The organism is Streptomyces sp. NPDC096323 (assembly GCF_040302845.1).
Lineage (GTDB): Bacteria > Actinomycetota > Actinomycetes > Streptomycetales > Streptomycetaceae > Streptomyces.
The window spans coordinates 85,199-103,382 of record NZ_JBEOSI010000014.1 but is presented as its reverse complement, the minus strand read 5'-3'; the positions used below and the strand labels follow the sequence as shown (position 1 = coordinate 103,382).

The 18,184-nt window shown below is 69.5% G+C and carries 17 protein-coding genes and 1 pseudogene; 17 read left to right on the top strand and 1 reads right to left on the bottom strand.

Annotated elements, in window-relative coordinates; genetic code table 11:
• The first annotated feature begins 37 nt into the window (after positions 1-37).
• From ABTX18_RS32350 to ABTX18_RS32275, 16 genes and pseudogenes are all read left to right on the top strand, one after another.
• On the top strand, positions 38-1,228 hold the full coding sequence (locus ABTX18_RS32350) for a M15 family metallopeptidase (RefSeq protein ID WP_352126362.1): 1,191 nt from the start codon (positions 38-40) through the stop codon (positions 1,226-1,228).
• A gap of 128 nt (positions 1,229-1,356) precedes the next feature.
• A complete protein-coding gene (locus tag ABTX18_RS32345; RefSeq protein ID WP_352126361.1) occupies positions 1,357-2,259 on the top strand; it encodes an NUDIX domain-containing protein in 903 nt (300 codons plus the stop codon).
• 32 nt (positions 2,260-2,291) lie between these two features.
• A complete protein-coding gene (locus ABTX18_RS32340; RefSeq protein WP_352126360.1) occupies positions 2,292-3,476 on the top strand; it encodes a bifunctional class I SAM-dependent methyltransferase/NUDIX hydrolase in 1,185 nt (394 codons plus the stop codon).
• Between the two features lie 94 nt (positions 3,477-3,570).
• Positions 3,571-4,689 carry a hypothetical protein gene (locus ABTX18_RS32335; protein WP_352126359.1) on the top strand — a complete coding sequence of 373 codons (1,119 nt, stop codon included), beginning with the start codon at positions 3,571-3,573 and terminating at the stop codon, positions 4,687-4,689.
• Positions 4,676-5,718 (top strand): annotated as a pseudogene (locus ABTX18_RS32330) (enolase C-terminal domain-like protein). The gene ABTX18_RS32335 and the pseudogene ABTX18_RS32330 overlap by 14 nt, the downstream one beginning before the upstream one ends.
• On the top strand, positions 5,718-6,167 hold the full coding sequence (locus tag ABTX18_RS32325) for a hypothetical protein (RefSeq protein WP_352126358.1): 450 nt from the start codon (positions 5,718-5,720) through the stop codon (positions 6,165-6,167). Before ABTX18_RS32330 ends, ABTX18_RS32325 begins: the two are co-directional and overlap by 1 nt.
• 424 nt (positions 6,168-6,591) lie before the next feature.
• On the top strand, positions 6,592-6,855 hold the full coding sequence (locus ABTX18_RS32320; RefSeq protein WP_352126357.1) for an HAD hydrolase-like protein: 264 nt from the start codon (positions 6,592-6,594) through the stop codon (positions 6,853-6,855).
• Positions 6,852-7,631: a class I SAM-dependent methyltransferase gene (locus ABTX18_RS32315; protein WP_352126356.1), complete on the top strand. Its 780-nt coding sequence runs from the start codon at positions 6,852-6,854 to the stop codon at positions 7,629-7,631. The genes ABTX18_RS32320 and ABTX18_RS32315 overlap by 4 nt, the downstream gene beginning before the upstream one ends.
• 79 nt (positions 7,632-7,710) lie before the next feature.
• A complete protein-coding gene (locus ABTX18_RS32310; RefSeq protein ID WP_352126355.1) occupies positions 7,711-8,481 on the top strand; it encodes a phytanoyl-CoA dioxygenase family protein in 771 nt (256 codons plus the stop codon).
• A 14-nt stretch (positions 8,482-8,495) separates the two neighbouring features.
• Complete coding sequence (locus ABTX18_RS32305; protein ID WP_352126354.1) at positions 8,496-9,149, top strand: L-threonylcarbamoyladenylate synthase; 654 nt, start codon at positions 8,496-8,498, stop codon at positions 9,147-9,149.
• A gap of 25 nt (positions 9,150-9,174) precedes the next feature.
• The gene (locus ABTX18_RS32300; protein WP_352126353.1) at positions 9,175-11,256 is read left to right on the top strand and encodes a phosphoketolase family protein; all 2,082 of its coding nucleotides are present in this window, start codon (positions 9,175-9,177) and stop codon (positions 11,254-11,256) included.
• Positions 11,253-11,900 carry a phytanoyl-CoA dioxygenase family protein gene (locus ABTX18_RS32295; RefSeq protein ID WP_352126352.1) on the top strand — a complete coding sequence of 216 codons (648 nt, stop codon included), beginning with the start codon at positions 11,253-11,255 and terminating at the stop codon, positions 11,898-11,900. Before ABTX18_RS32300 ends, ABTX18_RS32295 begins: the two co-directional genes overlap by 4 nt.
• Positions 11,900-12,127, top strand: a complete 228-nt coding sequence (locus ABTX18_RS32290; RefSeq protein WP_352126351.1) for a hypothetical protein — start codon at positions 11,900-11,902, stop codon at positions 12,125-12,127. Before ABTX18_RS32295 ends, ABTX18_RS32290 begins: the two co-directional genes overlap by 1 nt.
• A gap of 718 nt (positions 12,128-12,845) precedes the next feature.
• Positions 12,846-13,610, top strand: coding sequence for a hypothetical protein (locus ABTX18_RS32285; protein WP_352126350.1), 765 nt, complete (start codon positions 12,846-12,848; stop codon positions 13,608-13,610).
• A gap of 386 nt (positions 13,611-13,996) precedes the next feature.
• Positions 13,997-14,536 carry a hypothetical protein gene (locus tag ABTX18_RS32280; protein WP_352126349.1) on the top strand — a complete coding sequence of 180 codons (540 nt, stop codon included), beginning with the start codon at positions 13,997-13,999 and terminating at the stop codon, positions 14,534-14,536.
• A 9-nt stretch (positions 14,537-14,545) separates the two neighbouring features.
• A complete protein-coding gene (locus ABTX18_RS32275) occupies positions 14,546-15,757 on the top strand; it encodes an MAB_1171c family putative transporter (protein ID WP_352126348.1) in 1,212 nt (403 codons plus the stop codon).
• Between the two features lie 80 nt (positions 15,758-15,837).
• Here the strand turns inward: ABTX18_RS32275 and ABTX18_RS32270 are convergent, their stop codons facing one another.
• Positions 15,838-16,719, bottom strand: coding sequence for a helix-turn-helix domain-containing protein (locus ABTX18_RS32270; RefSeq protein WP_352126347.1), 882 nt, complete (start codon positions 16,717-16,719; stop codon positions 15,838-15,840).
• 563 nt (positions 16,720-17,282) lie between these two features.
• Here ABTX18_RS32270 and ABTX18_RS32265 point away from each other — a divergent pair.
• A complete protein-coding gene (locus ABTX18_RS32265; protein ID WP_352126346.1) occupies positions 17,283-18,182 on the top strand; it encodes a helix-turn-helix domain-containing protein in 900 nt (299 codons plus the stop codon).
• The last annotated feature ends 2 nt before the right edge of the window (positions 18,183-18,184 follow it).

Here is an 18,184-nt window from a genome sequence, read left to right as displayed (position 1 = left end):
CGCTGCGACGGCGTCCGGGCGCCCGGACACCCGACTCGTGGTGCTTCGCGGGAACTCGGCGTCGGGCAAGTCGAGCGTGGCCCAGGGCCTGCGAGATCACTACGGCCGCGGTGTCGCGATCGTGGGCCAGGACGTGATCCGCCGGAACGTGCTGCGCGAGCACGACACCGCGGGCGGCGCCAACATCGCCCTGCTGGGCAGGATCGCCCGCCAGGCCCTGGACGCCGGCTTCCACGTCGTACTCGAAGGGATCCTGTACGCCGACCGCTACAGCCACATGATCACGTCGCTGGTACGGGACCACCGTGGCGTATCGGCCTGCTACTACCTGGAAGTGCCGCTGGAGACGACGTTGGCCCGGCACGCGTCGAAGGCGGACGCCACCTACCTGGAGCAAGTCACCGACAGCCACCTCACCTCGTGGTATCGGGAGCTGGATCTGCTGCCCGGCGGTCTGGAAGCCGTGATCCCGGTCGACAGCACGCTGCAGGACACCGTCGCCCGGATCGTGCGCGACACCGATCTGATCCCTGCCGCCGCCCCGCCACCGCAGTCCAAGCCGTCACAGGGAGACTCTATGAACCCTTTGGTGCTGATGTCCGATCCGCAGGTCGCGTCGATCCCGGTGCGCGAGTGCGGAGAGCCGCTCGTCGACGTGCGCGACCACGACTTCCGCGTCGACCCCCGCAAGCAAGACCCGCTGGGCGCATTCGCCCACGTCCGTGAAGGCATCGTCACCCGACTGAAGTACGCCCGCTCGCGCCTGCCCGCCGGCACCGACCTGCTGTTCATCGAGGGCTACCGGCCACTGGCCCTCCAACAGCGCTACTTCACCGAGTACCGCGACGAGCTGGCCGCCGCCCACCCCGACTGGACACCTGAGCACCTGCACCAGGCTGCCAGCCGGTACGTGTCTCCGCCGGAGGTCGCCCCGCACTCCGCAGGCGCGGCCGTGGACGTCACCCTCGTCGACCAGGACGGCCACGAACTCGACCTCGGCACTCGCGTCAACGCCTCCCCCGAGGAGAGCAACGGGGCCTGCTTCACCCGCGCCCCGAACCTCAGCGACCAGGCGCGCCACCACCGCACGCTGCTACTCAACGCCATGGAGAGCGCGGGCTTTACGAACTATGGGACCGAATTCTGGCACTTCTCGGCAGCGGACCGGTACGACGCGCTGATGCGCCAGGAGTGGCACGCGCGCTACCGACCGATCGAACTGCCCTAGCACGCCGCCCGGACTCGTCCACTTCCCCGCCACCCGCTCCGATCCGCAGACACAGGAGTGCGGCGGCCACCGTTCCACGACCGGTCCGCACGACCGCGACGGACGGACAGCACCGAAAGGAGGCACGTATGTCCGACGACACCCAGCAGACGATCCGGGCCGTCCCGAGCCCGTCGGCCGGCGACGTACCGCCCGAGCACCACATGCACCTGCTCGGGCGGTATTACCGCCACGTGGAAGCCGGTCGTAAGACGATCGAAGTGAGAGTGGCCGCTCCGAACAAGCGCGACATCGGGGTCGGCGACACGGCCGTCTTCCATGACCGGGACACCGGGCGGGAACTCGACGTCATCGTGCAGCGGATCACCCCGTACTCCTCCTTCGAGGACCTGCTCCGCTCGGAGGACACCGCTCGCATCGACCCGGACGGGCCGCCCGGAGAGCTGCTCGCCAACCTCCGCGGCATCTACCCACCGGACGAGGAAGCCCTCGGTGTGCTCGCCCTTGCCTTCGACCACCGCCCCGCCCGTCCCGGCCGCCCCATGCCGATGACAGCCGAGCAGTACGCGCAGACCGTCCCCCACCACACGGTGTACGGCTGCCTGTACATCCGCGACGCGCACGACCGGCCCATCCAGCTCCGCTCGGTCTACGGCTCAAGACTCTGGCAGTTCCCCGGCGGCAACTTGGACGCCCCGGACGAGGACCCGCTGCAGACCGCTCAGCGCGAGGCGGTCGAGGAGGCGGGCCTCGAACTCGGTCTGGACGCACCGAAGCTGCTTCTCACGCACTTCATGCACGCCGGTTCACGCCTGCCCTTGAACAAGATCGGGCTCATCTTCGACGGAGGTCGGCTGACCGCCGAGCAGCTCGGCCGGATCCGCCTCGACCCCGCCGAGCACGACATGTGGGCCGTCCACGACCTCGCGACCTGGCAGGAGCTGATGGCACCGCTCGCTTTCGCCCGTCTCGACGCCATCGAGCGAGCAAGGCGCGGTGACGGCCCCACCTTCCTGACCACGCACACCTGAACCTTCACCATCCCTATCAGCAGGAGGCAACCGTGCCCACCGAGGACACCAACACCCGGGCCTGGCAGATCTACGGCCAGCGCCAAATGGCCCGCGCCTACACACCGCCCATCCCCGACCGGCTCGGCTGGACGCCCTGGGAAGGGATCGGACCGGGAGCGGAGGTCCTCGGCGATGTCGCCGGCCGTCGTGTCCTGGACATCGGCTCCGGGGCTGGACACCACGCCGTCCATCTCGCCCAGGCTCACGGAGCCCGCGTCACCGGCATCGAACTGTCCCCCACCCAGCACGAACGCGCAGTCTCCGCCCACGCGGACGTAGGGGGCGTGGAGTTCGTCCAGGCGGACGTGACCGAGTACATGGCCGGAGTCGAGCCGTTCGACGCCGCGTACGCGATCGGGACGCTCTCCTTCATTGATCCGCACCGCTCGCTGCCGGCGCTGCGCGACGGCCTGCACCCCGGCGCACCTCTGATTCTCTCGCTCCTCCACACCGATCTGCACGGCCGTGGTCCGTCCACGGAAGTGGCACCGCGCGAGCAGATGATCCTGCTGCGCGACGACCCGCCCCTGTCGACGCAGATGTGGGTCCTGGCACCGCAGTTGTGGGAGGACCTGCTCACCGAGTACGGCTTCCGAGTCGAGGCCATCGAGCTGTTCCCGCATCCCGACGAGAGCGCCTCGGTCATCCAGCAGCTCATCTGCGCCCGGCGCCTTCCCAACCGGCCCGGGCGACTCTCCAGCCGACCCCGCAGCACCCGAGCGCCGGCCGCTCATGCGGCCGTCGGCGTCGGCGCGATCCTGCTCAGCGAACGGGGCATCCTGCTGGGCAGGCACAACCGCGGAACTCTCGAACTGCCCGGCGGCAGCATAGAGGCCGGGGAATCCTTCGAAGACGCGGTTATCCGCGAGCTCGCCGAGGAATCCGGTCTGGTCGCTCGGCGCGACGACGTGAGACTCCTGGGCACGCTCGTCGACCACGTCGAAGGTGTCCTGCGGATCACCGTCGGCGCGCTCGTCCACGCCTGGCAAGGGCAGCCAACCACGCAGCCGGAGGAGAGCGTCGGCGACTGGGCGTGGTATCCGCTCGATCAGCTCCCCGACGGCCTGTTCGTCTGCAGCGCCCAGATCCTCACCTCCTGGCGGCCCGGCCTGTCCATCGACCACCCGCCGGCGCACTTCACCGCCTTCACCCCAGCCGAGCAGTCGGTGCACTAGCACAACAGCCGACTCCGATGATCTACCGCGACACGAGGTAGGTGCCGCGCTCCTGTAACAACACACACCACTCAAGATCAAGTTGGAGTCCTCCATGCCACCTCTCTCCATGCGCCGGCCCATATCCTCGGACGGCGCCGTCGGCACCGGTCGATTGCATGATCTGGAGCAGACCGCCCTGCGCCACAAAGTCCCCGTCGAGGACGTGCTGCTGATCGCCGTCAACCTGTACGGGATCACTTCGGACCAGGACCGTCACCGGGCCAGGGTCAACCTCCGCCTCGTGCGCCGCCCCGACGTCGCCTGGCAGATCATCGTTCCGCTGAACCAGCCGGCCAGCCCGTTCCGGCTCCGGGGTGACGAGCTGTCGCTGAGCGGCGAGGTGATCGCGCACGTCGAGCGCATCGATGCCGACGAGGCGGTCGGAGGTTACTTCAGAAACAAGGGGCGTGCCGCGACCCTCAATCCCAATGCCCGCAGCCGGTGCGTCGGGTGCGGATGGTGCCCGAACACCTTGGAGGCCGCCGCCGATCCGAGGATGCAGGAGGACCAGGGGCTCGACGCTCTGCTGCGGGCTCTCGGCGAGCAGCACCCCCGCGGCAACCTGGCCGAGTTGGAGGAGGTCACCGTCTCCACCGGTTGCTTCGAGCGCGAGAGAGCCGCCGTCGCGCACTTGACCGCCTTACGCCCCGCTCTGGCGCGGGCCGGTGTCACGGCAAGGATCGGCTTCCTCACCTCCGTGCTGCGCACCGACGAGGCGTTCGAGACCGTCGCGTCGCAGGTCTCGCCGTTCGTGCTCAGGCTGTCGGCCGAGCATTTCACCCGGCGCGAGGCCCTGATGAAAGCGACTAAGGCTGATCTTCGACCGGAGCAGATGCCGGGGCTGCTGACGCGGGCGCGGAAGGCGGGGCTGGACACCTCATACACGTACATCGTCGGCCTGGACCCGATGGACGACCTCATGCGCGGGGTGAACGAGCTGGCGGGCGTGGTCACTGCGTTCCCGAACGTCCAGGTCTTCCAGGCACACACGGTGATCATGCAGGGGATGCGGACGCCGGGCGCGGAGAGCCTGGAGTACTACCTGCAGGCACGTACGGTGATCGAGCGGGCCATGGCGAAGACCGGGCTGCGGCCGTTGGCCTGGGAGTGCTACCGGCCGTTGTGGTACTTCACCTACGCGGGAGAGGACCTCGTCGATGGGCTTCGCTGACTCGGTCATCGACCGGGTGAGGGTCGAGCGCCTCGACGAGAACGCGGCGGGCCCGTGGGAGGCCGGTGACAGCCAGTTCGCGGTGGTGGTCGAGTCCGGCGGCCTGGCCGGAGTGTTCGCTCCGGTCGACGAGCTGCCCGCCGCATTGGTAGCCACCCGGCTCGGGCAGAGCGCTCTGCACCACCCGGTGGTCGACCACGACGGTCTGCTGCGCAGACTCCTGGCCGAACTCGGTCCGCACGCGGCGGGGCTCGGACGCTGGGCGGTCGGGGCACTGGATTGCGCGGTATGGGACCTGCACGGGCACCTCGCCGGCCTCCCCGTCGCGGCCCTGCTCAGCGAGAGTCCCGCACGGCGGGTGCCGGTGTACGCCTCCTGGCTCTCCCTGGACCTGAACGCGGATTCGGCCATCGAGTCGGTCAAGGCCACCGCTGGCCAGGGGTTCGCCTTCACCAAGTGGGCGCTGCGCGAGGCAGAAGCCGACGACTTGGTACTACTGGCCGAACGGGCTGCGGAGTGGGCGGGGCAGAACGTGGCGGTGGACGCTCTGGGCACGTGGGGCCCCACACGGTCCAGGGAAGTTGCACGACGACTCAACCCGGAGGCCGTGCGCTGGGTGGAGGACCCGCTCCCCCGGACCGATCTGGCCGCATACACCCTTCGCAGACGAAAGGTCTGCCGGTCGCGGTGGGCGAGCGGCTGTCCTGCCTGGAGGAGGTCGCAGTCCTGCTGACGCGATGCCCACCGGAGGCGTTCACGTTCGACGCGGTGTGGTGCGGAGGAATCACCGAAGCGCGGGACTGGGTGGGCGTCGCTCACGATGCCGGGGTGCCCGTCCATCTGCACGGGCGGGCGTTCCTCCCCGCCGTGCACCTGGCCGCGGCCTTCCCTCACGCGGCGGGCGCGGTGGAGTACCAGGTGGTGTGGGAGCCACGCCGCCAGCGGACGCTGCGCGGCACGCTCCTGCCGGAGGACGGGCACGTTGCCCTTCCAGACCGGCCCGGTCTCGGGATGGAGGTGCGCCGGTAATGCCCAGGCACACAGGAGAGTTGGCAGTCCGCGGACGACTGGAGCGGCGCGAAGGAGCCGTCCAGCTCGTCGTGGACGAGCGGTTGAGCGGACACGACACGTTCCTGTCGACAACTCTTCGCCTCGACCAGCCGGTGCGCCTGCCCGAACTCCCTGTCCAGATCCTTACGTTCGACGACGTCACCGTTCTGGCACCTCTCGTCTCCGTCCTGCCCCAGTCGCAGGACGGGGAGGAGTGGGGCGGGACCTTGCTGATTCCGCACGGCGCCCGCCCGCCGACGATCCCCGACGACCTCGCCCAGGCTGCTGCCGAGGCCGGTGTCGACACCAGCGGCTGGTCGCCGGCCGAAGCCCGGCACTTGCTGACCTTCCTTAGCGAAGCTGGCTCCGGGCCAGTGCGCACCGAGCGGATCGGCCTGATCATCGCGGCTCTGGCGGGTCGGTCGTGAACGCGGGTGGGGTGCGGCTAGTGAGCCTCGATGTCGGATACACCCTGGGCGAACCGTCTGGGACGACGCTGACACAGCGCCTGGTGGAGCTGTCCCCGCTCCCGGCCCGTGAGGCGAAGCGGGTCGCCCAGAGGTTCCTGCACGCCCTGGACCCGCGCCGTAATGCGGCGGGGCCACAGACAGTGTGCGCCGCTCTGGGGCTCGCACCGTCTGCCTTCCCCCACGACCACCGCCCGCCTCACTTCGCTCTGTGGCCCGGCGCGGTGGTGGCGGTGGCACGGATCGCCCGGGTCGTGCCGGTGGTCACCCTGTCGAACGTGAGCCATTGGGACGAGCGGGAGACCGACGTCGCCGCCCTTCTCGCCCCCCATCTCCGGGCCCACCACCCCTCGTGGCAGCTCGGGTTCGCCAAGCCCGACCCGCTGTGCAGACTGTTGCCAGGCTGCACGGCCGGGATCCCGCAGAGGTGCTGCACGTCGGCGACAGCCTCGACTACGACGTGCGCGGCGCCGTTGCCGCCGGAGCCCAAGCTCTGTGGATCACCCCGCGCCCCCCGTCGGCTGAAGCCCTCCGGCTGCTGGCCGAGCACCCCGGGCGGGTCACGGTCGTACCGGACCTCGCCCGCGCGGTCGGGCACATCGAGCAGACAGTCCTTCCGCCAACCCACACGATCAGGAGCATCCCGTGAGCCAGTTCGACGCCACCGCCCCGTTCTACGCCGCTTACCGGCCCGGCATCCCGCAGGAGGCCATCGAGCTACTGGCACGGCGGGTGGCCGGCAAGGAGCGGCGGATTCTGCTCGACCTCGGGTCCGGCACCGGACAGGTCCCCCTCGCCCTGGCCGGGACGGTGACGGAGATCGACGTCGTCGAGCAGGACGCGGGCATGCTCGCCGAGGCCGACAAGGCGCTCGCCGGGCTGCCGGCCACCGTCCGTCTGCACAACACCTCGGCTGAGCAGTTCACCCCGCGCTCCTCCAGCCGGGCCGACCTCGTCACGGTCTGCCGCGCGTTCCACTGGATGGACCAGGAGGTGGTGCTGTCGCGTCTGGAGGGCATGACCGCGCAGGACGCGACCGTCGCGGTCATGGGCGACGGAAGTCTGTGGACCGCGCGCACCGGGTGGACCGACGCCCTGCGGGCCCTGATCCAGGAGTACCTGGGCGAGAAGCGGCGAGCCGGAGTGGGCAGGAAGTACGAGGCGCACGACCGGCCGTACAGCGAGATCCTCGCCGAGTCCGCCTTCGGCCAGGTCGAGGAGCACACCATCGCCGTCGAGCGAGATTGGACCACCGACACCGTGATCGGCTATCTGTACTCGACTTCCTTTGCCGCCCGACCGCTGTTCGGCGAGCGAGTCGAGGACTTCGAGCGCCGTGCCCGAACTCTGCTCGACGAGCACACGGCCGCAGGCGGGCTGATCGAGCACGCCTCCTTCCAGGTCGTCCTCGGCCGGCGCGGCTAACCCGCTCCTCCCTCTTCGCCCGGGGTGGCCCCCTCCCCGCCCCGGCTCTCTGTCCCGTCCCTCCGGAAGGAGAACCACCATGCCCCTCCCTTTGACGTGGAGCGACGACGAGCGGCGCCGGTTCGTCGACGAAGGCGTCCTCATACGCCGTGGCCTGGTTCACGGCGAAGTCCTGTCCCGGGCCCGTGACCTCGTCGGCGGCTGGTTAGCCGAGGCGCACGACCCCGCCCGGCTCACCGCGTACACCGATCGCAGTTTCGCCCCCGAACTGGAGGAGCACCCCGGCCTCCTCGCCCTCTATCAACACAGCGGCCTGGCGGAGCTGGCCGGAGATCTCCTGCGGCCTGCGAGGACCGCCCCGGTCACACGGGCGCAGATCCAGATCCGGCTGCCCCACGGCGCGCAGCAGCCAGTGAAGCGGATGCACGTCGATGGCGTCTCCTGCCCCCACCTGGAACCCCGCGACCTGCGCACGTTCACGTTCATCGTCGGCGTCGTCCTGGAAGGCAGCGCCACTGCGGAAGCCGGCGCTCTGCACTACGTGCCCGGCGGGCACCACCGGATGGCCGACTACTTCGCCACGGACTGGGTGCTTGGCCAGCCGGCCCAGACCCCCGACGACATCGACGCCCAGGATGGCACCGCCTTCATTGCCGAGCCCGGCGACGTGGCCGTGATGCACCACCTCGTCCCGCACCGTGTCGGCATCAACACCAGCGGCATCCCAAGGGTGATGGCGTATTTCCGCGTCCACCACGCCCAGCACTCCGACCTGGCCCTGGCCGCCCTGTCGGACCCCTGGCTGGAGTACCCGGCGCTCGCTGACCGTGCCCCCCTCGGCACCGCGTGAAGGGGCGGAGCATCGTGGACTTCCTCACCCCCGAACAGCTCCCCGCCGCCGCCCGGCTTCTGACCGCCGGGCAGGTGGTCGCCGTGCCCACCCCGCGCTGGTACATGCTGTGTGCCCGCGCCGCCGACCCGGCCGCCACGAACGCGGTCTTCCGCGCCAAGCAGCGCCCGAGCGCCAAGCCGCTGCTGCTCCTGCTCGACTCCCCGGCCACAGTCGAGGCCCTGTTCGACATGAGTGTCGACGCCCGCCTGCTGGCCGACGGCCTCTGGCCGGGGGACCTCGCGCTGCGCCTTCCGCGGAAGCCGGACGCGAAGACCATCGCGGCGGTCGGCTCCCCGGCACTCGTCGGATGCCCCGACGGGATCCTGGGCCGCCTCGTCGCCCTGGCCGGCGAACCGCTCGCCGCCGCCGTGTGCAGCATCTCCACCCTCGCCGTCGGCGAGAGGGACCACCCGGCGCTCACCGCCGCCCAGGTCGCCGCCTTCGCGCGGACCACGGGGGCCGGGATCGCCGCGGTCGTCGACGACGGGATCTGCCCCTACGGCCGGCACATGACCATCGTCGACTGCCCCGCGGGCGCCGCAGCCCGCCTGGAGCGGGAGGGCACCGTCCACGCCCGCGCCGTCGAAGCCGCCCTCACCCCACCGGGAGGACCGCATGTGGGCTGACCTCGCCCGCCGCACGAAGCGCCTAGTGCCAGACGCATCGGTGGCCGCCGTCGCAGACGCGCTCGACTACCTCTGCCTAGCCCAGCTCTACCTGCACGACAACCCGCTCCTGGCCCGGCCCCTGACCCCGGCCGACATCAAGCCCCAGCCCACCGGGCACTGGGGGGTGTGCCCGCCCGTCAACCGGATGCTCGCCGCGTTGGGCCCGCTCCAGGCGGCCGTCCCCGACGGCAACGACCTGCACGTCCTGCACGGCGCCGGGCACGCCGGACCGTCCGCCCTCGCCCACGCCTACCTCACCGGTCGGCTCGGCAACGCCCACCCCGGCCTCTTCCAGGGCGAGGCCGGTCTGCGCGAACTCGTCTCCGGCTTCCCCCGGGCCGACATCGGCGGGGAGATCACCCCGATGATCCCCGGCCACCTGCACACCGGAGGCCAGCTCGGTCCCGCCCTCGCGATCGGACAGGGCACCGTCCTCGACGCGCCCCACCGGCTGTCGGTGGTCCTGATCGGCGACGGAGAGTGCGAGACCGGGACGACCGCCGCCTCCTGGCTCGCCACCCGCGCGCTGCACGGTACGGGCGACCACGGCACCGTCCTTCCTGTCATCCTGCTCAACGGGATGCGCATGGGCGGGCCGAGCCTGCTGTCCACCTTGAGCCGCGCCGAACTCACCGCCTATTTCACCGGCCTCGGTCACCGACCCGTCTACAGCGACGGGCTCGACATCGGCCAGCTCCGCCAGGCGTTGGCCGAAGCGCTCGGCGCCGCCCAGTCCTTGGGCATTCCCGGACCGTCGAGCGTCCTGGTGCTCACCCTGGACAAGGGCCACGGTGCACCTGCTCGCCTCGTCGGCACCCCGGCGGTCCACAAGACGCCGCTGCGCGCCCCGGCCGGTGTGCCCGCCGAGTTCGACGCGCTCGCCGACTGGCTGGCCTCCTACCAGCCAGCCCAGCTCCTCACCCCCGGCGGCCGGCCCCGGCCGCACCTGCTGCCCGCGCTCCCGCTACCCCGGCCCGAGCCCGACGGGCTCCCGGCGCCGCGCGGCTGCGTCGCCGCCTCCGCCCAGGTCGCCGCCCGCGCGGCCGGGCGCCCGTTCGTGCAGGTGGTCCCCGAGGTCCTACGGGCCCGCGCCAGGCAGGGACCATTCCGCGTCTTCAGCCCCGACGAGCTGGCCTCCAATCGTCTCGACCTCACCGATGAGCACGGGCGCCCGGTGCCGTGGGCGGTGGAAATTCTCAGCGAGGAGCTGTGCCACGCCTGGGCCCAGGGCTACACGGAGACTGGACGGCACGCACTCGTCGCCACCTACGAGGCGTTCGCGCCGGTCTCCGTCAGTCTCATCCAGCAGCAGCTCAAGCACCGGTCCGTGCGCCGGCACGCCGGGCTCGCCCCGCTGCCCAGCCTGGTCTACCTGCTGACCAGCCTGGGATGGCACAACACCTTCACCCATCAAAACCCCAGCCTGACTACGGCACTTCTGGCTGGCGGCGACCCCACCCTTCACGTCCTCACCCCCGCCGACCCCGCGCGCGCCGCCGCCGCCCTCACCTTCGCCCTGCGCAAGCTCGACGGGTGCACGATCGTCATCGCCGGTAAGTACACGGACGTCCACCACCCACTGGAAACCCTCGACGAGGAACTGCGGCACGGCATCGCGATCTGGCCCCACCTGACCCACCCCGGCCCCGGCGAGCCCGACCTGATCCTCGCCTCCGCCGGCGATCTGCCCGCCGAGGCCCTGACCAACCTCGCCCGGCGGCTGCTGGCCGAACGTCCCAGCCTGCGCCTGCGCTACGTACACGTCCACGACCTCACGGCCCTCGCCGAAGACGGTGCCCGCCCTCTCGCCCTCGCCCCGGACGCGTTCGCCCGCCACTTCGGCACCCGGGCGCCGATCATCCTGGCCACCAGCGGACACCCCGCCGACATCCACGCCCTCATCGGACGCCGCCACCCCGGCCCTCGACTCACCGTCCTCGGCTACCGCGACCCCGGCCGCCCCGTCTCCCAGGAACACCTCCGACAGTTCTGCGGCCTCGACGAACCCGGCCTGTGGCAGCTAGCCACCACCCTCACCGACCTCCCGAAGGAGATACCGGCATGAGCACTCTGCTCCCGTACGTGGCCCCCGACGCCGGCACCCTCGACACCTTCGAACGCGATGGGTACGCGATCGTCCGCGACGCGATCACCCCGGAACTGCGCGACCGGCTCCTGATCGCCGCCGAGCGGCTACTGGCCAGCGACATCACCCAGGGCCGCGACCAAGGTGGCGATGGGAAGGATGGATTCCGCGGATGCCTCAACCTCGACCGTGCCTTCCTCCCGCTCCTCGCCAACGTGGCCGTCCTGCCCACCGTCGTCCAGCTCCTCAGCTCGAACATCCACCTGTTGTCGGCCCACCTCATCGCCCTGCCCAGCGGGCCGCCGCGCACCATCCGCGTCCCCGAGCGCCACGGATGGCACCGCGACATGTACGGCGTCACCGCCGACCTGGGCTTCCTCCACACCCCCCGCATGGCAATCAAGGCCGCCCACTACCTCACCCCCGTCACCCCCAACTGCGGGCTGACCATGTTCCTCCCCGGCAGCCACCGCCTCACCGAAGAACCTGTCGTCCCCGCCGGCACCATCGACCCGCCCGCGCCGTCACCCCCGACATCACCGGCACCGACACCGTCCTCTTCGAGAACCGAACCTGGCATACCGGAGGCATCAACCTCTCCGGCCATCCACGCATCGCCCTGATGCTCCAGTACGGATTCCGCTGGCTCCACCCCGTCGACGACCCCGCCACCGAACTCCGGGAAGACGCTGCTCTCACCCCCATCGAGCAGCAGCTCCTGGGCCTGCCCGACCGCCGAGTCGACGGATCGCTCGCCAAAGGCAGTGGAGCCGCGCCCATCCGCTCGTGGTGGGAGACCGCCCCGTGGACTTCCGTGGCGGCCAAGAAGCGCTACCGCTCCACTGCTTGACATCTTCCAGCCTCAAGGGCTGATCTGACGTGCTGGTTTGCGATGCGGACATGTCTTTTCGGGAGCTCCGGGCGAGCGCGTGGCAGTGCGAACTTAGACGGCGGCGGTCGCCCGCTCTCAGCTTCAGTGAAGGGTGCACCACAAACGAGGTCGGAGACCTGGAGACCTCCATGGCATCCGCCCTTGGCCATCGGTGGGCAATTTCAACCCCCCATGACTGGAGACGCGTTGAACGGGCGTCACCAAAGCAGGGCAGGGTCATAAGTGCTGGGCAGACAACACGCGGGCAAATTGCAAACCGCTCAACCGTTAGCAAGTCTGGCGCATCAAGAGACATTAGATCCTCTCCGACAGGCCATCAGCTAACAATCGATCAGTTTCTGATACGGACGCCAAGGAGACCTACTAACCCCGGACAGCCTTCCCCCCTCAAACGGCAACCCGCACGGATCAGAGAGAGCCGCATCCCCCAGACTGGAGATTCCAGCAAGCGCCCGCAAAGCCGCCGCACAGCGCACCGTGAATCCAGGGCCGATAAATGCGGCCTACGTCACACTGTATTTATTCAGGCGCGCATTTGCGGCATGGTTGCCCTATGAAGACAGTTGCATTGGCCGAGCCATCGCTCTCGTCCTTGGCTCGGCGCCTACTGCACCAGCCGTCGGAGGAGGATTTCCGGATGGCACCCGCAGGGGTGGGTCGGGGCCTAGTTCGTTCTATGCCGGACTCCACGGCGGGGGACGTGATGCGGGAGGTGCTGCACGAGCTCGTTGAGCAGCTGGGGGCGCCATCGCAGTACGCCGGCGGGGTCGACGGCCCCAACGTCCGGTGGCATGCAGAGTCACACACGGTAGTCCTGGATGCGGGTCGTGACGGCCGATTGTGGCTCTGCGCGCGCAGGACGGCTACGCTCGAAGCCGCCGAGTCCGAGAGGTTCCGGACGTCTGCCGCCCGCGGCATACAGGGCGGAGGTGAGGGTCTCCCGTACCTGTGGCGCTACCAGCGAAGCGCCTCCCTCCCGCCCTCGCCGACCCCTGTCGCGGAGAGCTGGGCGCAGTTGCAGAACGCCCTGGAGACACTTCTCCGCGCCTGGAGTCAGCACCTTGAGGCCCTGGTGGGGGATGACGATGCCGGCTTCACCATCGACCACGGCGACGGCCAACTCGTCCTTATGGTCAGCCCGCGAGACGATGTCGCCGTGTTCGCAGACAGCCGGGATGGCACTGACAGGAATGCCGATCAACTCTCCGCCATGACCGCCAGAGGGTGGCACGATTTCCTTCCCGTGCTCTCGTGGTGGGACGCGCACTTCGACCGCACCCCAGCCGGTGCCGCCTCTGCCGCACACCTCGTCGTCAGCGAGCTGAGGGCCCGCCACGTGCGTACTCCGAGTGACCTTCGGCTGGTGCGGGCCACCCTCGGCACCCGGGGCGGCCGCCTGGACATTCCTGGCTCCGGCATCGCGGCGGGCGCTATTCAGTAGCACTGAGCTGATGAGCTTCGGCCAGCACTCGTGACGGCAAGATCTTTTAGAGGTGCGTTTCGCCGGGCACACCCAGGACGAAATGGCGAATTCCGCACACCACGCTTCGGGTAGACCCAAGACCACCCCACGGTCCGCCTCACACGCGGTCGGCGCGATTCCACTGACGCAGCCTTCCCGGCCGCAACGTACCCTCTCGGGTCAAACCAGGCGAAGCGGAATATGGGTGGCCCCCCTGGCATGACACCCAGGCGGCCCGCATATCGTCACCTGGCGCGAAGCTCACGCTTGCATTGCCCTTGTTCCTGCACTGAACCGCCTTGGGTTCGAGATCGACGTGAATACCGACTGAAGGCGAGTACTGGAAAATGAGGTTGCGGGGCGAAATGCATGGTCTGCTCAAGGCGTGCGAAGGGAAGCTCGCCGGCCTGCCGCTCCCAGATCCGTTCAGTATTCCCGCGCTGGTGACGTCGATCGAGACCGCCCGCGGACGACGCATCCGTCTGGTGCCTGTGGACGACCTCCAAGGAGACCTGCGGACCGCATGCGGGCTGCGCGTCAGGACGGATTCCGTCACGTATGTGCTCTACCGCCCCAGGCCCACTCCGCACCAGACTGAGCACACGATTCTGCATGAGCTGGCGCATGAGTGGCTGGATCATGGCGCGGGATTGCCGACGGACTCGACGCCGCATGAGCTATCCGATTCGATGCGGCTGGCCATCGATGCAGGAGCCGGACGCCAGGTCGTCCACGCACGGTCCCGTTATGACACCGTCGACGAGCGTGAGGCGGAGCTCTCGGCCTATCTGATCAAACGTCGAGTGCAGGCGTCAGCTGCCGGGACGGACCTGATCAGCCGGCTGGAGGCCAGCCTGTCGCGTCCTCTCGGTCCGCGGCAACGCCGACAGCTTCGGGGCCGGTGAGGGCGAGACATGCTGGATGATCTGCTCTGGGCCGCACCCATCGCCATGACCGCGACCACGTTGTGGCGACTCCCCTCCCTCCGGCACGGCGATCCGCTGCAACGGGCGTTGTGGATGTGCTGCGCCGGATTCGCGGCTGCTCTGTGGTGCCGGGTTCCGCCGGTGAAGTTCGCGCTGGATCACTCGCCCATCACCGACCTGTCGGCCCTACTGAAGTACGCGACGTCGCTGGTTGCAATCCTGGCCGGGCTGAAGTACATCATCGGCGCCTACGGACCACCAGACAGAGCGGCGACCCCCAGGCACGTGGCTGTGAGCGCCTGGGTAAGCCGCATCGCTCACAGCTTTGCCTTCGCCTGGCTGGCGATCTTGGTCGTGCTCTTCTTCACGGCGGTGGACCGATCACAGCCGAGTACCGACTTCACCACGGACCATGCCGGGCAGTGGGGCGCCTCCCTCTTCCTGACCATCGCGTACGTCTATCTCGCCGCAGCTGCGGCGACCGCCTGCTTCCAGTGGGCCAGGGCAAGCCGGCGTGCGGACTACCGGTCCCTGCGTATCGGGCTGTCTCTCATGTCGGCAGCTATGTTGATCTACACGGTCTACCCTGCGTTGCGCATAATCACCGTGTGGGCCCCCACCGGAGCGAGCGCGGCCACCATGCGCACCGTCGCTGATGCCGTGACGCTCACCGTCGCCCTTCTCTGGGCCGTCGGCGCCGCCATCCCCTCGACAATCGTGCTCTCTGATCGCTGGTCGGCTTGGCGGACCCTGCAGAGCCTGTACCCCTTGTGGTCGGACCTCGTTGACCAGTTCCCGCATCTCGCGTTCCAGCCGGTGGGCTCGCGGTTCACCGAGACATTCCGTGTCTGGGCTCCTTTGGACACGCGGCTCGACCGGCGCACGCAGGAGATCGCTGACGCGGTAGAACAACTTCGCCACTACGCCACGCCCCAGCTTCTGCCCTGCGCTCAGTACCTGGCCGAGGTTCACGACGACCCCGAACCCGCCGCTGAGGCGTACTGGATCAAAGCCGCCCTGACGAGCGCAGAAGTCGGCCGGCGTTCCCCCTCGCCTGCGCGGGCGCTCCCGAGCAAGCCGCTGACGAACAGCCGAGCGGAGGCGTACTGGCTCGCTCTGGTCGTCGACGTGTACGTCCGTGTCACCCCGGAGGTAGTACGCACCCTCCACGAGCGGGCGGGGCAACCCGACCCGGCGTAAGAGGCCCGGGAGTAGCCGCTCGCGATCGAAGTGAGCATCCGCAGCCTAGGCCGGCAACCGCGTGCCCTGCCGGATCAGGGCTACTCAGGGGCGCGGGCCACTAGGTCGTTGAGGACGGCCAGCATTGCTGGCGACACGCCGCCGTCCCCTCCACGCGCGGCCAAAGCGATGTCGTGCTGGGCCGCCAGGAATTGAAGGTCTCCCAGAACGCGGCGTTCCACGTCGGCAGTGTCCTCCAGGAACAGTTCGGAAATGCCGAAGAATGCGGCGATTCCGGTGAGTGCCACTGCCGCAGTTCCATCAGCAAAGACATCAGCCGCAGGGGTCCCACCCCGCAGGGCGGCGACTTGTTCTGCCGTGATCCGGGTGCCGACCTTCGCGTTGATTGCGTCCGCGAGCACCTCGGGTGGCGGATCGCCGGCCCGGAATGCCTTGTTCACCAGCCCGGTCAGCTTCTCCGCGAGCTGCGGTGGCTGCGGCGGCGCACCCAGGGGCGCGGGCACGCCGAAGCTCAGGTCCTGCGCGGCCTGCAGTTCGTGCGGGCTCACACCGTACAAACGGGCCAGCGGCGCGACCAGGTGGCCATCCAGCCGTCGGCGCCCGCCCTCCGCGTCACCGAGAGCGAACCTGTTGAGGCCCTTGACCTCCTCGGCAGCAGCGCTCTGCGTGTATCCCGCGTCGCATCGCAGATCAGCCAGGTCGCAGGGGCCCTCGCGAGGAAACAGGACGTCGACGGCCACGCCGAGAATTGAAGCGATCGCCACCAGCTTCTCAGCCGGCGGGAACCGCTCCTCCTTTTCCCACCTCGCCACCGCCACGTGAGCCGAGAGCCCCAAGCCCCGGGCCACCTGGATCTGCGACAGGTCGGCGCCGCGACGTGCGGTTCGCAGCTTTGCACCGTCGAAGCGGCGTGGCGGCAAGGCGGCCTCCCGAAGTCGCAGGTCAGCTGGGGTGGACGGCACCCGATCACCCCTTGCCTCTAGACGGTACATCACGTAACTTCTAGAAGGCGGGCTGGAGGCCACCCCTCCGCATGTCCACACTATTTCTCCATGCGCGGCCGTCCATCGCACAGCGCTTCCCGCGAAGGGGACCGCCCCGCGAGTACTACAGCGTTGTAGAACCAACCATGGACTTGTAGCGGGCGCTCTACGTATGTTCGTCGTCGCTCACCGGGCCGTCCACCACGGAGCCCGAGGAACAAAAAAGAGGAGGCCGCGGGGAACCTGCCCGCCAAACGCAATGGCGTCCGAGAGCGGGAACTCTCGGACGCCGACTGCAAACGGCAGATCGCCCCGGCAAGGACGGGCTGCCCACCTTCACCACGCTGATCCCTTCCACGGGGCGTCTCAGCGTGGGAATACCGCAAAGGGGATTCTTGCATGCCTCCTGCCCTGCGCAAAAGGGCCATCTACCCGGCCCGCGCTGCAGTCGCCTCCGTCTCGGTTCCGTCCCGTCACGGGCCGGAACGAACCGTCACAGGCCCGGCACATCACCGACTCCGCCCAGTGAGCAGGAGCGGCCGATGAGCGCCGATGCCCGCGAGTGGGTGTGGGAGCACAGCTCCAGCCGAGGGGCCGCGCGCCTGGTCCTGCTCTCGATCGCCGACCGGGTGGCCGACGACCAGTGCATCTCCTGGGCCTCGCTGTCCAGCCTGGCCAAGCGCACGCGCGCCTCGGTCTCCACGGTGCGCGAAGCCGTCGAGCGCCTGGTCCTCGCCGGCGAGCTGGAACAGCTCGACGACCTCGTAGGACCACAGCGCAGCACGGTCTACCGCCTGCCCCTCGCAGCCGAGGCCGTCATACACGCCCGGCAAGAGCAGCAGGAGGACGGCGACGACGCGGCGGTGTTCGGCGAGCCCGCCGCTCCGGCGAAGCTCCGCCTCTCGGCGCTGCGGCGGTATGGAATCCGCCCCCGTGAGGTGCCGGAATCCCCCGTGAGGGGCCGGAAACCGGCAGTACCGGAAACCGGCAGGTCGAGGCGGAAACCGGCACCCCGCCGTACCGGCCACCGGCACAGCGATGTACCGGCCACCGGCACACAGAACCGTAGTGAACCTGATTTGAACCGGAGGTACAGCAGTAGTGGTGCTGCCGTCACCTCCGCTGCCGAGTGGCGGGTCGACTCAGCAACCCACGCATGGCTCCGTCAGCAGGGACACCTCGACCGCCTCGGCGAGCAGGGCCTGCAGATCGCCGACGAGAAGTGGCGTGCCTACCGCGCCGACTTCAAGCCGCGGCCGGCGGACGCTTGGGCTGCCGACTGGAAGTCCTGGATCGCCCGAGAGCACGCCCCGGGTCGCCCGAACCTCCACGCCGTACCCGGCGGCAAGGGCAGCGCCGTACCTGACGGGATGACGCGGGCCGAGGCCCACGCCGCCGCGCTTCTCGCCGCCCTCGACGAGCCGACCGGAACGGAGGGCTGACC

Coding starts and splice junctions, on each gene's coding strand:
- ABTX18_RS32345 (WP_352126361.1), top strand. CDS start 1,357: ATGTCCGACGACACCCAGCAGACGATCCGGGCCGTCCCGAGCCCGTCG.
- ABTX18_RS32325 (WP_352126358.1), top strand. CDS start 5,718: ATGCCCAGGCACACAGGAGAGTTGGCAGTCCGCGGACGACTGGAGCGG.
- ABTX18_RS32310 (WP_352126355.1), top strand. CDS start 7,711: ATGCCCCTCCCTTTGACGTGGAGCGACGACGAGCGGCGCCGGTTCGTC.
- ABTX18_RS32265 (WP_352126346.1), top strand. CDS start 17,283: ATGAGCGCCGATGCCCGCGAGTGGGTGTGGGAGCACAGCTCCAGCCGA.
- ABTX18_RS32275 (WP_352126348.1), top strand. CDS start 14,546: ATGCTGGATGATCTGCTCTGGGCCGCACCCATCGCCATGACCGCGACC.
- ABTX18_RS32285 (WP_352126350.1), top strand. CDS start 12,846: ATGCCGGACTCCACGGCGGGGGACGTGATGCGGGAGGTGCTGCACGAG.
- ABTX18_RS32290 (WP_352126351.1), top strand. CDS start 11,900: ATGCTCCAGTACGGATTCCGCTGGCTCCACCCCGTCGACGACCCCGCC.
- ABTX18_RS32295 (WP_352126352.1), top strand. CDS start 11,253: ATGAGCACTCTGCTCCCGTACGTGGCCCCCGACGCCGGCACCCTCGAC.
- ABTX18_RS32280 (WP_352126349.1), top strand. CDS start 13,997: ATGCATGGTCTGCTCAAGGCGTGCGAAGGGAAGCTCGCCGGCCTGCCG.
- ABTX18_RS32335 (WP_352126359.1), top strand. CDS start 3,571: ATGCCACCTCTCTCCATGCGCCGGCCCATATCCTCGGACGGCGCCGTC.